General features: G+C 54.3%; 13 protein-coding genes. 5 read left to right on the top strand and 8 right to left on the bottom strand.

Features of this window, described 5'->3' with window-relative positions:
* Window positions 1-72 precede the first annotated feature (72 nt).
* The 5 genes from cysK to MJO52_RS19930 all read left to right on the top strand — a co-directional run bounded on the left by cysK (window position 73) and on the right by MJO52_RS19930 (window position 3467).
* Complete coding sequence (gene cysK, locus MJO52_RS19950) at window positions 73-990, top strand: cysteine synthase A (RefSeq protein ID WP_252083705.1); 918 nt, start codon at window positions 73-75, stop codon at window positions 988-990.
* A gap of 38 nt (window positions 991-1028) precedes the next feature.
* Window positions 1029-1868, top strand: coding sequence for a 3'(2'),5'-bisphosphate nucleotidase CysQ (gene cysQ, locus MJO52_RS19945; RefSeq protein ID WP_252083704.1), 840 nt, complete (start codon window positions 1029-1031; stop codon window positions 1866-1868).
* Between the two features lie 77 nt (window positions 1869-1945).
* Window positions 1946-2149 (top strand): hypothetical protein, encoded by a 204-nt coding sequence (locus tag MJO52_RS19940; protein ID WP_252083703.1) that lies wholly within the window; start codon window positions 1946-1948, stop codon window positions 2147-2149.
* A gap of 299 nt (window positions 2150-2448) precedes the next feature.
* Window positions 2449-2706, top strand: a complete 258-nt coding sequence (locus MJO52_RS19935; RefSeq protein WP_252083702.1) for a type II toxin-antitoxin system HicB family antitoxin — start codon at window positions 2449-2451, stop codon at window positions 2704-2706.
* Between the two features lie 122 nt (window positions 2707-2828).
* A complete protein-coding gene (locus tag MJO52_RS19930; RefSeq protein WP_252083701.1) occupies window positions 2829-3467 on the top strand; it encodes an outer membrane beta-barrel protein in 639 nt (212 codons plus the stop codon).
* 97 nt (window positions 3468-3564) lie between these two features.
* Here the strand turns inward: MJO52_RS19930 and MJO52_RS19925 are convergent, their stop codons facing one another.
* From MJO52_RS19925 to MJO52_RS19890, 8 genes are all read right to left on the bottom strand, one after another.
* Entirely contained in the window at window positions 3565-5721 is a 2157-nt protein-coding gene (locus tag MJO52_RS19925; protein ID WP_252083700.1) for a TonB-dependent copper receptor, read from the bottom strand.
* A gap of 236 nt (window positions 5722-5957) precedes the next feature.
* Complete coding sequence (locus tag MJO52_RS19920) at window positions 5958-6416, bottom strand: hypothetical protein (RefSeq protein ID WP_252083699.1); 459 nt, start codon at window positions 6414-6416, stop codon at window positions 5958-5960.
* Window positions 6417-6584: 168 nt separating this feature from the next.
* Window positions 6585-7202: a 2OG-Fe(II) oxygenase gene (locus MJO52_RS19915; RefSeq protein ID WP_252083698.1), complete on the bottom strand. Its 618-nt coding sequence runs from the start codon at window positions 7200-7202 to the stop codon at window positions 6585-6587.
* Between the two features lie 110 nt (window positions 7203-7312).
* The gene (locus MJO52_RS19910) at window positions 7313-8692 is read right to left on the bottom strand and encodes a DUF58 domain-containing protein (protein ID WP_252083697.1); all 1380 of its coding nucleotides are present in this window, start codon (window positions 8690-8692) and stop codon (window positions 7313-7315) included.
* Window positions 8693-8706: 14 nt separating this feature from the next.
* Window positions 8707-9711, bottom strand: a complete 1005-nt coding sequence (locus MJO52_RS19905) for an AAA family ATPase (RefSeq protein ID WP_252083696.1) — start codon at window positions 9709-9711, stop codon at window positions 8707-8709.
* Window positions 9708-11015, bottom strand: coding sequence for a DUF4350 domain-containing protein (locus tag MJO52_RS19900; RefSeq protein WP_252083695.1), 1308 nt, complete (start codon window positions 11013-11015; stop codon window positions 9708-9710). Before MJO52_RS19900 ends, MJO52_RS19905 begins: the two co-directional genes overlap by 4 nt.
* Complete coding sequence (locus tag MJO52_RS19895; protein ID WP_252083694.1) at window positions 11005-12600, bottom strand: DUF4129 domain-containing protein; 1596 nt, start codon at window positions 12598-12600, stop codon at window positions 11005-11007. Before MJO52_RS19895 ends, MJO52_RS19900 begins: the two co-directional genes overlap by 11 nt.
* Complete coding sequence (locus MJO52_RS19890; protein ID WP_252083693.1) at window positions 12590-13561, bottom strand: stage II sporulation protein M; 972 nt, start codon at window positions 13559-13561, stop codon at window positions 12590-12592. The genes MJO52_RS19895 and MJO52_RS19890 overlap by 11 nt, the downstream gene beginning before the upstream one ends.
* Between the last annotated feature and the right edge of the window lie 6 nt (window positions 13562-13567).

The raw sequence follows: 13567 nt of genomic DNA, 5'->3' as shown, positions 1-13567 counted from the left end.
TCTGCGCACAGGAAATTATAAATCGGTGGACTGCCTGTCTGCCGTGAGAGCCATTAACGGAGAGCTTCATCAATGAAGGCAGCCAATATTCTGGAAACCATCGGCAATACCCCGCATGTGCGTATCAATCATCTGTTTCGCCCAGATATCGAAGTGTGGATGAAGGTGGAGCGTTTTAACCCCGGCAGCAGCATCAAGGACCGTATTGCCCTGGCGATGATTGAGGATGCAGAGCGCCGCGGTGCTTTGCAGCCCGGTGGTGTGATTATCGAGCCCACCTCCGGCAACACAGGTATTGGTTTGGCCATGGTGGCCGTGGTTAAGGGGTATCGATTGATTCTCACCATGCCGGAATCTATGTCTTTGGAGCGGCGCCAGGTGATGAAAGCTATGGGGGCTGAGTTGGTGCTTACTCCCAAGGAGCAGGGTATGGGCGGGGCTATCGCCAAAGCCGAGGAACTATTGGCGCAGCATGAAAACAGCTGGATGCCGCAGCAGTTCTGTAACCGTGCCAATGCCCAGGTGCATCGTGACACCACTGCCAAAGAAATCCTCGCAGATTTCCCCGAGGGGCTCGATTACCTGATTACTGGGGTTGGCACCGGTGGCCACATCACCGGTTGTGGAGAGGTACTGAAGGAATCCTTTCCCAAGTTGCAGGTTTTTGCCGTCGAACCGGAAAATTCTCCAGTGATCAGCGGTGGTGATAAAGGGCTGCACCGCTTGCAGGGGATTGGTGCCGGTTTTATTCCCGAGATACTCAATACCAAAATGCTGGATGGCACCATTTTGGTAAATGGAGAAGACAGTTTTGAAATGGCGCGTAAGTGCGCTTTGAAGGAGGGGATTTTTGTGGGTATTTCCTCTGGAGCGAGCCTAGCTGCGCTGAAAAAGCGCGAGGGCGAATTTGCGCCTGGTAGCCGCGTATTGATTTTTAGTTATGACAGCGGTGAGCGCTACTTGTCGGTGAAGGACCTTTTCCCCTCCTGAGACTTTATACTCACCACCTGAAAAATAAGGGGGTTTTAATGAATAAGGCATTATTGGAGCAGGTGATTGCAATCTGCAAAAACGCCGGTGAAGCTATCTTGGAGGTTTATCACAGCAGTGCTGAGCTGGAGGTGGACACCAAGGCGGATGACTCGCCGGTTACAGCTGCTGATTTAGCGGCACACAAAATTTTAGCCCCTGCTTTGGAGCAGCTGATTGACGGTGTACCGGTATTATCGGAAGAGCAGGAAATGCCATCATTTGCCGAGCGCAGTCAGTGGCAGCGGTACTGGATTGTGGACCCGCTGGATGGTACCAAGGAATTTATTCGTCGCACTGGTGAGTTCACCGTTAATGTGGCCCTTATTGAAAATGGCGAACCTGTGCTGGGCGTGGTGCATGTGCCGGTACTGGATATCACCTATGCTGGCGGCAAGGGTGATGGTGCCTTTAAGCGCACTCTATCCGGCGATACAGAAATTCATGTGCGCCCTCTGAAGCCGCGCCTGGAAGCTGGCGATGCAGTGGAATTGGTTGCTAGCCGCAGCCATGGTGCCGGTGCCGTGGATCAACTGGTAGAGCGTATCGAATCCAAATTGGGTGCGGTGGTCTGTAAAAACATGGGTAGCTCTCTCAAACTGTGTCTGGTGGCTGAAGGGGCCGCTGATCTCTACCCGCGGCTCGCACCCACTTGTGAGTGGGATACAGCCGCGGCCCAGGCGGTGGTTGAAGCTGCCGGTGGCACAGTGGTGGACGATTCCTTCAAGCTGCTGCGTTATAACAGCAAAGATTCTTTGCTGAATCCGTTTTTCTATGTGATCGGTGATGCATCTTACGATTGGCAGGATTTGCTAAATGCAGAGTCTCCAGTGAACTAAGCTTGCCATGCCCCCACTTCGGTGGGGGTTCTATTTATTTTTATCGACCTTTAAAACCAGTACAAAAGGCCGGCGCTATGCCTCTTCAGGTGAGCCGCAAAGCTTCAGATCTGAATGAAACCCGCTGTTTACGCAGGCAGCTGGAACAAGAGATTGCCTGGTTACAGCGGCAGCAGGATGCCCTGGTGGAGCCGGAGGCAGAAAATCAAAAATTCCTATGGCGCACTTTTAACGGCATGATTTTTTCCCGTAGGGCACTTCTCGGAAGAATGCCGCGCTAAATTTTTCGTCGTTCGCACCTTGATAAGGTTTAAATGTCTCAGTGGTTAGGTTGTTTGGCGTCGCCCCTCCAATAACCATTCCGGTTAAATAATGCAATCCCTCGCAATGAGGTTCAACTCCGACCTAGACAATAAATTCAAAAATTAATTATTCAGCTTTCGGTTTATTCTGAAGTAATAGGTGCGGTTGCGCAGGGTTTATTTTATTGGGGAATTTGTTGATTTTCCTTGCCATATTTCGTTCGCAGTTTTGAAACCCGTCTACGCTTTGGAAAGCCAATGTATAAGAGAATTTTCTAATGCGCTATCCGGTTGTGCTTCACAACATTGAATACGCCGGCTTTGGTGCCATAGCACCCGACCTGCCGCATTGTCACTGCTATGCCGAAACTCTGGATGCCGCTCTACAAAAAATGGCGGAGACTATTTTTCAACGCCTGGAAGAATTACGGCAAGCTGGAGAGCCGATGCCACAGCCTCAAGACGTCGACAATTTGCGGGATAACCCAGCATTTGCCGGTGGTATCTGGGCCATTATTGATGTGGAAAGCCTTTAAGGATCATTATCCATATAAATTTGGCATTCGATTCGGATAAGTTTCTGAGGTGGATAACCATGACAGCTAAGCTTTGGTAAGGGGGATGAATTAAAAAGCGTCGTGCTGCAAGGATGGATGTAATGAAGACGGTGTTATGTGTCTTGGCTTTACTGTTATCACCATTGGTCACTGCAGTCGAATGGAATAATCCTTTCGATGGTATTGAGTCGGGTGAATATCGAATTATTACCACGCTGGGACTGGGTTCAGGGGAATTACAGCTCAATAATCAGCGGGATTTTTTTGGTTATGTCAGCGTTGGCGTGACACCCGCCGTGGGTGTTTGGCAGGTGAATTTACAATTTTCCCGCTTTGATGATAATCACGTGCGAATTAATCAGGTGGGGCTCAATTTTAAAGTGGATTTTACCCTGAATTGTTACGTTCAGTGTCTCTACTGGATGGCGGGGTGGAATTATGCCGATGTTGATCTGAATGATGTGCGTAAATATGGTTATTGGTATCACAATAAAGACAAGTGGCACCTGTATGATATTTATGACAAGGAAAAAGACTGGTATTACGACGGCCATTATTACCATGTGATCGATGCCAGTGGCAGCGATTCTTTCTGGAATCTTGGGGTCGGCTATCGGTTTATGTGGAACCAGGATTTTGATACTTCCATAGAATATAACTACAACGATATTAATTCTATCTACCGAGTGAACCTTGGGCACTTACGTACTTTAAGTCTTAATTTTTCCTATCGCTTTTAAATATAAATATAAGTTTATGTTAAGCGGAAAATTTGAGGTATTTCCCGCTTAACATACTATGTCCGGTTTTTCAGACCAGTTAATTAGTCATCGTGTTTTAAATACGGTAAATGGTTTTTATCCATAAGGTCCTGCCGGGCTCATTAACCCTATCCAACTGTGGGAAGTTGGGAATTTCCGCACCTGCGCGGCTGACATGTTCTGCATAGGTTTCATCTAGTAAGTTATCGACCCCTGCAGTGAATAGCAGCCGTTGGCTTGGGCGCCAACCTGCGTTAATTGACAGTACGTCGGCGGAATCCGTGGGCCCAAAGTCCTGCCCGATAATGTTACCCTTACCGATATCGACGCGATCCTGGCTGGCAATAGCCCGCCACAGAATACCCGCCGACCACTGAGCTTGCTCATAGTGCAGCCCCAGGCGTGTTTCCAGTGGGGGCAGTTGGGCCAGGGTGGTATTGTCTGTGTCGTTGGCACCACGCACTGAAGTGACAGTAAACTCGGTGCGCCAGTTTTCGTTTAATTGATAGCTGGCATCTAGTTCTAGTCCCCAGGTGCGCGCCTGAATATTGCGAATTACCGCAGCGGTACGCTTATCCCCAGGCTCCCCCATATCCATTGCGTTGCCCATCGAGGACATGGTGCCCATGCCTGACATCACCGCAGCCTTCTGGTAATCATTCTGTACTAACAGGTAGTCGCGAACATCACTGGCGAAAGCGGAAATACTGGCAGACAATTTTTCAGTGCGATAGATAGTGCCGATATCCAGTTGACTGGTTTTTTCTGACTCCATATTGAGTGCGCTATAGGAATCTGCTGCTTCGCGGGAAAATATTTCCCAGTAATCCGGGAAGCGCTCACTGTAGCCGAGTCCGGCGTAGAGGGTGGCTGAGCTGGTGGAGGTACTTGGCAGCGCCAATTCATAGCGTATAAAACCGCTGGGCAGTTGTTCTGAGCGGCTCTCGCCAGCGGTGGGGTTATCGACCGAGGACATCATCGATAACGAAATTGTCTCGCGCAGGTCGCGTACTTCCCAGTCATCCAGTCTGGCGCCGGCGATCCAGCGTTGATCCGGAGCGAATTGCCAGCTGGCTTCAGAGAAAATGCCCAGTTGGGAAAATTCCGCATCCGTATTCCAGTTGCGCTGGCGGTAATCAACCATCGTCTGGTTCATGCTCATGCGTCCGCGGTGACGGTTTTCCCAGGTATCCAGGCCTGCTGTCAGCTCAAAGTTATCCGCAGGATTCAGCTGCAGACTCAGCTTGGCACCAATGGTTTCGCTGTCTAAATTCATGACGACTGGATTGGTAGCCATGCCCGAGGGATTGCGCAGGCTGTAATTATCCATGATGTGATCGACATAGTTGTAATAGATCTGCACTTCGATGGTATTCAGCAGAGCGCCGATATTGCTGCGCCGGTATTTGGCTTTGTAGCTCTCGCGTGCAAATTTACTGCCATCTACTCCACGGTCGGCATAGGCCGCTTCGGCATCGCTAAAAGCTGTTTCGAATTCCAGGCGACTGTCATCGTCGGGGGTCCAGGCCAGATTGGCTTTGCCACTCCAGCGCTCGTAACCGGAGTGCACCCGATTGCCGTCGCCATCCTCATAATCATCTGCAGAGGCAGAGGTTGCCGAACCGCGCAGGGAAAATTCTGGGGTTTTGTAAGCCAGGTCAAAGAGCCCGTCTTTTCGATCGGCGCTGCCGCCAAGCAGACTCGCATGCATATCCCATTCGGGTTCGCTGGGGCGCTCCCGCTGTTGGTTGAACAGCACTACCCCGGCGGAATTGCCCGGTCCGTGAGTGACGCTCTGGGGGCCTTTAATTACCTCTATTTCGTCGAGGCTTTCGGGGAAAATATAGGCGGTAGGTGGGTCCATACGGCCGGGGCAGCCACCCATAAGAGATTCTCCATCCAATAACATGCCCAGGCGCGAGCCCCCCATACCGCGCAACAGCGGATCGCCACTGGTGCCGCCTTTGCGCACCACGGAAAAGCCGGGAATGGTTTTTAGGTAATCGGCGCCGTCGTTAGCTGGTAGGGGCTGTCGAGGCATTTTCGGGTCCGTCAGTAGGTTGAGCGGCAGTTCGGTTTTTACTCCGGTGACCACCATCTGCTCCATTTCCCCCTCTTTTTTTTCATTTCCCTCACTGGCCATTAGGGAAAATGGAAAGGTGCAACCAGCAATAATTGCCAGGCTCAGTGGTGTGTGTAATGGCTTTTTCTTTTTGAGTTTAATTTTTCGCATTGTGACTTATCCGTTTCTGGGCCGAAGGTCGGGCACGGCCATGGGGAGTGCGGTAAAAATTGAGCGCACGGGCTTATCCCCGCCGGCTAAGCAGCGGGAATTCCAGTTTTTTTAGTGAAGCGGGTCTACGGCTGTTGCAATATCCCAACCAGAAAAATTACCGGCAAAGGTAGTGCAGCGAAGCGCAGAAACAGGCCTCGACTATTTAGTTTTTGAAAAATAAGAAAACCGAGGTTTTAAACTGGAGGGGCGCGGATAAGGGGGCGGCTGTAGTATAAAGAAAGAGCGGGGTTAATGCCGTTGCTGAAAGGGGGAAGAATATTCCCCTCACTGGCGAAATGCAGGTCTAATGTAGGTACATGGACAAGACTGGCAGCGGCGGAAAAATTACAGTGATTGTCGGCAAAAGAATGCGCGGTCAGTGCATCGTGGTTGTGCCCACTGTGCCCACTGTGCCCACTGTGCCCATCACCATGGCTGTGATGATGGTCCTGAGCCTGGCTGGCCTGGGCATTTAATAACAGAGCGCTGCGGCTGTCGCCGTGACAAAAATCGTAAGGAGTGCCCGCAGAAAAAGGGGCGGGCATAAACCCTGCGGGAACCAAACCACGAGCACTGAGAAACACCAGTAAAAGCAGCAGAGCCTGCCACTGTGGCAGGTGAGGGCGGTTTTTACGGGTGCGCGGGCGACTCATAAATAAGGTTCTTGAAGTTACCGGGATAGACTTAATAAATTCCCGAAGGCAAGTGGCAACAGATTACCCGCTGGCTGTAAAAAGTGCCACTATCGGTAACAAATTTTTCTGTTTGCAAGTTTATTAATTTGTACAGTCGCATTCAGATAAATCTATTATCCGATTTTTTTAACGCAAAAGAGATTTTAAGCGTGCGCTGATGCCATGAAAAAACTGATGTTTTTTCTTCGCTTTATCACCGCTTAAAAAATTGATTTGGATTGCCTGTCGTTTGCCGACAAAACTGGGGTAACCATGCCAACAATTATCCGTTACCTTAAAGGCCACCAGAGAGCCCGGTCCCGGTAGTAGTTCATCACTGTAGTCGTCCAGGCTCTTGCCGCTGCGCAGGATACGCAGGCGTCCAGTGGGCGCAGACCAGTCGTTGTTCAGATAGATCAGTACGGTAATGAGTTTGGTTTTGGAGTCCGTATGGATACGCCCATCTTTGGCTCGGGAGTATCCGCGCAGGGTGGCCATCATCGGTTTATCAGATAGATCCAGCGCAAATTTTTCACCGAGAATACTTCGCACCTCTTTGCTGCCAAATTGTTCGACAAAACTGCGCAGGCGTTCCGAAGTTTTGACATCCTTGATATTGAAGCTGCCGCCTTTGTCTAGAGGAGGGAAGTCTGCGATCAGGGCGCTGGCCTCATCGGAGGCCAGGGAGCGCTCTAGGTAGAAATGGGGGAAAGGGGAAGTCTTTACTTCGGCACTGCTGAGTCGCTCGATAGTGATTTGGGACATGGTCAATTTAAGCTCCCTATACTGTGGGATTATTTTTTTAGGACATCGTTAACATCACAGTTCTTTTACCGCTTACATCAAATACTTTGAATTCTCGGCGATGCCGCCGGTTAGATTTTGCCGCTGCGCTTCAAACGCCAGTAGGCTTCCACTAGCGCCTGGTGCAAAAGCTCTGGACGGGAATCCACCACTAGTACATTACAGGCTTGTAACTGTTGCAATAGGCGCGCACGGCGACGAAGAAAATCCCTTGCGGCTGCGCCTTCGACGGCCTCGGAAAAATCCCCGATAGGCTTTTGTGCCATTCGGTCTACGGCGGTCTCCCGCAAGCTCGCCACCATCACTAAGTGATTGCGAGTGAGCAGCCGCACTGCGGTGAGCAGTTCACTGCTGTCTTCATCGCGCAGGTTGGTAATTAGGATCACCAGTGCGCGGCGCTTGTGGGCACCCAGCAGTTGCTGGGCGGCGCCGCTGTAGTCCGCGCTGCCAGTGCCGGAGTGCAGATCGTAGACATTGTTCAGCAACAGGTTGATGGCGCTCTCACCCTTTACCGGTGGCAGTTGCCCGCCGGAGCTGTCCTGTGCGGCGGCGAAGGCCTGCAGACCCACGGCGTCGCCCTGCTTTATCGCCACATAGGCGGATAGCAGCAGGCCATTGAGGGCATGATCAAAGTGACTCAGCTCGCCATCTTTAGCGCGCATGCGCCGACCGCAGTCGAGCATATAAATAATTTCCTGATCGCGCTCGTCCTGGTATTCACGGCTGATCAGTTTGTGCAGGCGTGAACTCGCGCGCCAGTCTACCTGGCGCTGGCTGTCGCCCAGGCGATATTCACGCAGCTGGCGAAAATCCATGCCTTCGCCGCGGCGCTGCTGCTGATGCAGGCCGAGGTGGCGCAGGGTTTGCTCGGTGGAGAGCGCCTGCAGGGAGGAGATGCCGAGAAAATTGGGGTAGACCTTTACCGACTGTTCGCGACCGAGCCACAGGCGTGTTTGCCAGAGGCCCCAGGGTGAGTCGGCGAGTACCTCGATTCGGCCAAACTCGGCGCTGCCACGGCGATGGGGTACCAGACTGTACTCAATGGCAACCTCCTGGTCAGGCTCCAGCAGCGCCTGGCGTGGTAATCCGTTGCTGTCCAGCTGTTGCGGTACGTTGTCACATACCGATAGCTTCAGGGCCCTCTGGCCATGATTGCGCAACTTCAAATGAACGCAGTTGCGCACGCCCAGGGCCAAATTAGCGGGCAGTTTGCGCTGGCCCTCCAGGCCCAGAATCCTGCGTCCGGTGAGGAAATCCAACAGCGCCGCGCCGATCAGTAGCCCCCCAACTGCCCACCAGAGGGACTGCAACAGCTCCGCAGATTGGGGTGCCCAGATGCGCGCGGCGCTCACCGTAAGCGCAGCCAGGCACCAGTAGCCGAGGAGCTTTACCAGGCGGTGGCTGGGCCCGGGCCTTCCGAGCTGAGGTTTTGCGCATGGAACCTCTGTCACAGCGACATCCCGTGTCACAGTCGCGGCGCCTCGACGCTATCGATAATCATGGCCAGAGCACTGTCGGTGGTCTCGCCATCGATTTCCATATCTGGGGACAGGCTCACGCGGTGGCGCATGACAGGGGTCGCCATCGCCTTGATATCGTCGGGCAGCACAAATTCCCGCCCCTGCAACAGGGCGCTGGCACGTGCGGCCTGCAACAGGCCGATACTGGCGCGGGGACCCGCTGGGCTGCGCAACTGGTTGGCGTCGCGGGTGGCGCGCACCAGGCGCACGGCGTAATCCAGTACCTGCTGGTCCAGGGCTACCTGGGGTACCAGGGCTTGCAGTTGTTGCAGTTGCTCCACGGTTATCTCGCCGGCGGGCTTCTCTCGCAGGTGCTGCTCGATGCGGCCGCTGCTGGCGGCGGCGGCCAGTTTCAGCTCGGCCTCCAGGCTGGGGTAGTCGATCAGAACTTTGAGTAGGAAGCGGTCCAGCTCCGCCTCCGGCAGTGGATAGGTGCCCTCTTGCTCAATAGGGTTCTGGGTGGCCAGCACCATAAAGGGGCTAGGTACGGGAAATGCCTTGCCATCGATTGTGACCTGCTTCTCCTGCATCACCTCTAGCAGGGCTGCCTGGGTTTTGGCCGGGGCGCGGTTGATTTCATCCGCCAGCAGTAAGTTGGTAAATACCGGGCCGCGGCGCACTTCGAAGCGGCTCTCGCCCATGTTGTACATGGCATGGCCGGTCACGTCAGCTGGCATCAGGTCCGGGGTGAATTGGATGCGGCGGAAGTGACCGCCAAAGCAGCTGGCCAGGGTACGCACCAACAGGGTTTTGCCAAGGCCGGGTACGCCTTCCAGCAATACGTGGCCGGAAGCCAGCAAGGCCACCAACACCTGTTCGACGACCTGCTCCTGACCGATCAGCAGGCGGTTGATATTGTTGCGTAGCAGTTGGAGTTGGGCGGAGGCAGCCTGCCAGTCCGGTGCCTCGGTGTGGGTTTTTGGTTCTGGGTTCAGGGTGGTATCACTCATAGGGCTGCCTCTATACGCTGCAGATTGCGCATTTGTTCGGTAAAGGTTTCTTCGCTGGTCGCCGGTGTGCCCCAAAGGCAGGCGGCCAGTTTGGTTTCACTGAGGCCGGTGGCATCACTGAGGTGCTGGCACAGTTTGCGCTTGGTCTTGGCGTTGGCGTCCGCAGCGCCGAGCCGGCGCAGCAGCTCTTCGCGCTGGCCGCGCAGTAACCGTTCGCACTGGTCGTCGCGCCAGTAGTAGTGGCCACAGGCGGAGATATGCTCCAACAGTGAGCGCCGGGCAATTTCAGGCGGAGGTTGTAACGGGCCAAAGCGACGCGCACGTAGAACCAGCCAGCCGAGCAAGGCGAGTAGGCCGGAGATAAAAAACTCAGAAGCGTACTTTTTCGCTAGAAAACCCAGGGAGTCGAAACGCGGGCGGGTCAGAAAGACGAAATCGCCACTTCCGGCCAAAAGCTGCAGGAAATAGGCGTGGTCGAAATGGCCGATGCGGTGGGATTGCCAGATAGTGTTATCGGTCAGCAGGGTGATAACCCCTTGACCCCGCTCAAATTGCATAAAAGGCACGGCTTCGTCTTCGCGCCATACCTTGGCGAAAAATACCGGGGCGCCCTCAGCGCTGCTGTTATCGATCCCCTCGTGATAGAGCAGTTGGCCTGCGTCGAAATGTAATTGAATCTCAGCCCCACCGGCGGTAGGCAGAGTGATCAAGTCTTCCGTTTCAACATCTGGGTTGCGGGGTTTTTTCTCTTTGGTCTCGGCCTGCTCTTCGGCTTCGTCGATTTTGCGATTGTATTCGCGCATGGCCTCACCGGGGCTCTGCTCCGGGCTCAGTTCGGCATCTTCGCCCAACAGTGGCTGCAGGGGATGCTCAAAGCGATATTCCTCGTGGCCTTCTACGATGGAGACACCCAGGTTTTCCAGCAGCCAGTCGCGTTCGGCACTGCCTCCTTTCTCGGAATCGAACCCTGCAGTACGTGCCACTACGATGGCGTGCCCCCCGCTTTCCACCCATTGCAGTAACTCCTCAACCCGCTGGGAGTTGTAAGCTTGGCTGGAGTTAGCGATAAACAGAGTCGCATTTGGGGACAGCCCATTCAGGACGGAGATATTTTCTGCCTGGCGCGGTTCCAGCCCTACTTGCGCCAAGTAGTGCTCGGCGGCCAGAAACAGATTGCGCCGCGCCTCAGGCCCCCAACCGCGATCCTTTTCTTCTGTGTAGCGTTCAAAAAAGGTGAGAAATAACCATACCAGTGCCGCACAGAGCAGCAGGGCGAAGCCAATTACCAGACGTTTAACGGTCATTGCCGAACACCTCCTGCCACTGTTGGCACAGGCCGCCCAGCTGCTCATCGGCGGGGGGGCGATGAGCATAGGCCAGCTGTTGCCAACTGCCGGTGAGTTGCTGCACAAACTGGCTCAGTGGGGCGCTGACTGGGCGCAGCGCTTCCTGTGGTGATCGCTGGCGCTGGCTTACCAGCTGGGCACACTCGCTTTCGGTAAGGTGGTCGCCAAACTGGAACTGGAAATCCTCAATTAAATGGGACAGGGTGGAACGATACAGGAGGCCGAGACCGGCGCGTTGATCGCCGGTCCGCCACAGGCGCATTACTTCCGCACATACGTCGTCGGGCAGGCTGGACTGACGTACATCGAGTCCGAACAGGGTTTCTGGCGCTACCGGTTTTGTTTTGGGTTTGTGTTGCCAGCGAAAGCTGTTGAGGATGGCTTCGCGGTGGCGCCACCCCAGATAGAGCAAGCCGGCAATCACGCCAATCCACAGTAGTAACTCAATGGGCTTGGCGAGCAGTGCTCCCCAGTTGATGTCTGAGGAATCATCAGCCTCCTGAGAGTTTTGCATAAGCCATTTGAATAGCCATTCGAATAGCTCAATGATCCACTCGGGAATTTTTCCTCGCTCTTCTTCAATTTTTTTCAGGCGCCAGCCGCTCTCCTGCTCAATGCTGTGAAAATCCTCTCCGGCGAGAATCTCGTCAATGTGTTGTTGCGCTTGAGCTGGGGTTTGCAACGTTTCCGCATAGGCCCGTGGCGCCGGTGCAAAGGAGGTGCCGGCCAGGACGCACAGTAACAACAGAGCGGCTAGGGGGGAGGTGCTAGTGGCGGTCTTTTTACCAGCCCGCTGAGTGTGTCGGTAGCGCTCGACCAAATCGCGGAATTGAATCTCGATATCCCAGCCTTCCAGCTCGATGCGCCGGCCGATATACAGGCAAAAGCCGCTGACGATATAAAATGGCGCCACCGCCGCCATAATAAGTAAACAGAGAATATTGGATGCCCATTCCAGCGCCAGGGTCTCGCCGCGAATCAGTGGAATCCATTGGATATTTGCCACAATCTGCTCGGGAATAAACAGATAAATCAAGATAAAGGCTGCGATCAGGAAGAAGGATTCCAGGTGAATACCGGTCAAGGTCAGCCAGGTGGCCGCACCGGAGTGTTTGCGGTGCAGTACACCGATACGTGCGCTACGAGCCGTGCCTTTGGATTGCTCCAGTACAGTGACCGGCATATCAAAAGAGCGGGTCGGGCTCAGGCGACGGAGGGTGATCCAGGCGAGCCAGTCGGTGCGGTTGTGGCGGAAAAACTCTTTGAGTGCTGCCAGTGCAGATACCGGTGCGCCGAACAGAGTGCGGCTGATCATGAACAGCGGCAGTCGGTCAAACACCGGTTTTAACCACCAGAGAGCGAACAGTGACCAGCCGGGATGACCCGGGAAGAACCAGGCTAAGGCACCCAGTACCAAAGCTGCCGGCAACAACCAGACCAGAAACATCGGCAGCCAGTGCTTGCGTGCCAGGGCGACACCCAGATCGATGGATTCCCAGGGCGAGCGCAGGCGTGCCCTTACCGCCATATTTTTAACTTGCATGGCTGGAATCCCCGCGCCCAGCCAGGGCGAAGTAAGCGAATACCAGCAGCCATAGTAGGGCGCCGAAACCTAACTTAATTGTTATGGGCGTGGTAGCGCTGGAGGACCAGAAGGCTTCGAGGAAGGCGGCGATCACCAGCATCAGGAAAGTGCCGTACATGATTTTCATGGCCTCGACACTGGCCAGGCGCAGCGCCACAGAACGGCGGTGTTGTCCCGGATCCACCAGCGAGCGCCCTAACAACAGGCCGGCGGCGCCGGCCAGTACTATGGCGGTCAGTTCAAAGGCGCCGTGACTGATCACAAATGGGTAAAATGTGGAGACAAATCCCACTCGCGTGATATGCCCAAAAGCCGCACCGATAAATAGCCCATTAAAGACCAGGAAAAAGATGGAGCCGAGTCCGAACAATATGCCCCCGGCAAAAGTTCGGAAAGCAATGCCGATATTGTTCTTGATATAGAAGCCAAACATGGCCAGATCGGTATCGGAGCCGCGCTCGCGCCCCAGCACGCGGTTGCCGGGATCGTACATCGATTCCAAGGATAAAACGTCTCCTGGCGACATCACCGCATAAATCAGTGCGTCGTTATTGTAGGTGCCGATGCCCATCACTAGGGCGGGCAGTAAAAACAGTGCCGTTGCCAACAACACTACGCGGCCATTGGCGCGCACCGCCTGGGGAAATCCGGCCAACAGATAGTGCAGCCAACCTTTGCGGCGTAGAGTTTGCTGGCGGTAAACCCGGTGGTGGGCCGCTGTAACCAGCTTGTTGAGGTGGTCGATCAGGCGGCTGGTATATTGACGCTCTTTGGCCACCGCCAGTTGCTGACACAGCTCCCGGTAGACGACCGGAAGATCCAGGGCGCTCGCCTGCGTACTTTTGCTATCGCTTTTCAGCCAGGCTTCCAGCTGTGCCCAGCTGTCGCGGTAGCGATTCTCAAAATCTCTCTGTCTCATAACCCC

This window comes from Microbulbifer variabilis, assembly GCF_023716485.1.
Taxonomy (GTDB): domain Bacteria; phylum Pseudomonadota; class Gammaproteobacteria; order Pseudomonadales; family Cellvibrionaceae; genus Microbulbifer; species Microbulbifer variabilis_B.
The sequence above is the reverse complement of the archived record's forward strand: the minus strand, read 5'-3'. Positions and strand labels throughout refer to the sequence as shown.

Coding starts and splice junctions, on each gene's coding strand:
- cysK (WP_252083705.1), top strand. CDS start 73: ATGAAGGCAGCCAATATTCTGGAAACCATCGGCAATACCCCGCATGTG.
- cysQ (WP_252083704.1), top strand. CDS start 1,029: ATGAATAAGGCATTATTGGAGCAGGTGATTGCAATCTGCAAAAACGCC.
- MJO52_RS19940 (WP_252083703.1), top strand. CDS start 1,946: ATGCCTCTTCAGGTGAGCCGCAAAGCTTCAGATCTGAATGAAACCCGC.
- MJO52_RS19935 (WP_252083702.1), top strand. CDS start 2,449: ATGCGCTATCCGGTTGTGCTTCACAACATTGAATACGCCGGCTTTGGT.
- MJO52_RS19930 (WP_252083701.1), top strand. CDS start 2,829: ATGAAGACGGTGTTATGTGTCTTGGCTTTACTGTTATCACCATTGGTC.
- MJO52_RS19925 (WP_252083700.1), bottom strand. CDS start 5,721: ATGCGAAAAATTAAACTCAAAAAGAAAAAGCCATTACACACACCACTG.
- MJO52_RS19920 (WP_252083699.1), bottom strand. CDS start 6,416: ATGAGTCGCCCGCGCACCCGTAAAAACCGCCCTCACCTGCCACAGTGG.
- MJO52_RS19915 (WP_252083698.1), bottom strand. CDS start 7,202: ATGTCCCAAATCACTATCGAGCGACTCAGCAGTGCCGAAGTAAAGACT.
- MJO52_RS19905 (WP_252083696.1), bottom strand. CDS start 9,711: ATGAGTGATACCACCCTGAACCCAGAACCAAAAACCCACACCGAGGCA.
- MJO52_RS19900 (WP_252083695.1), bottom strand. CDS start 11,015: ATGACCGTTAAACGTCTGGTAATTGGCTTCGCCCTGCTGCTCTGTGCG.
- MJO52_RS19895 (WP_252083694.1), bottom strand. CDS start 12,600: ATGCAAGTTAAAAATATGGCGGTAAGGGCACGCCTGCGCTCGCCCTGG.
- MJO52_RS19890 (WP_252083693.1), bottom strand. CDS start 13,561: ATGAGACAGAGAGATTTTGAGAATCGCTACCGCGACAGCTGGGCACAG.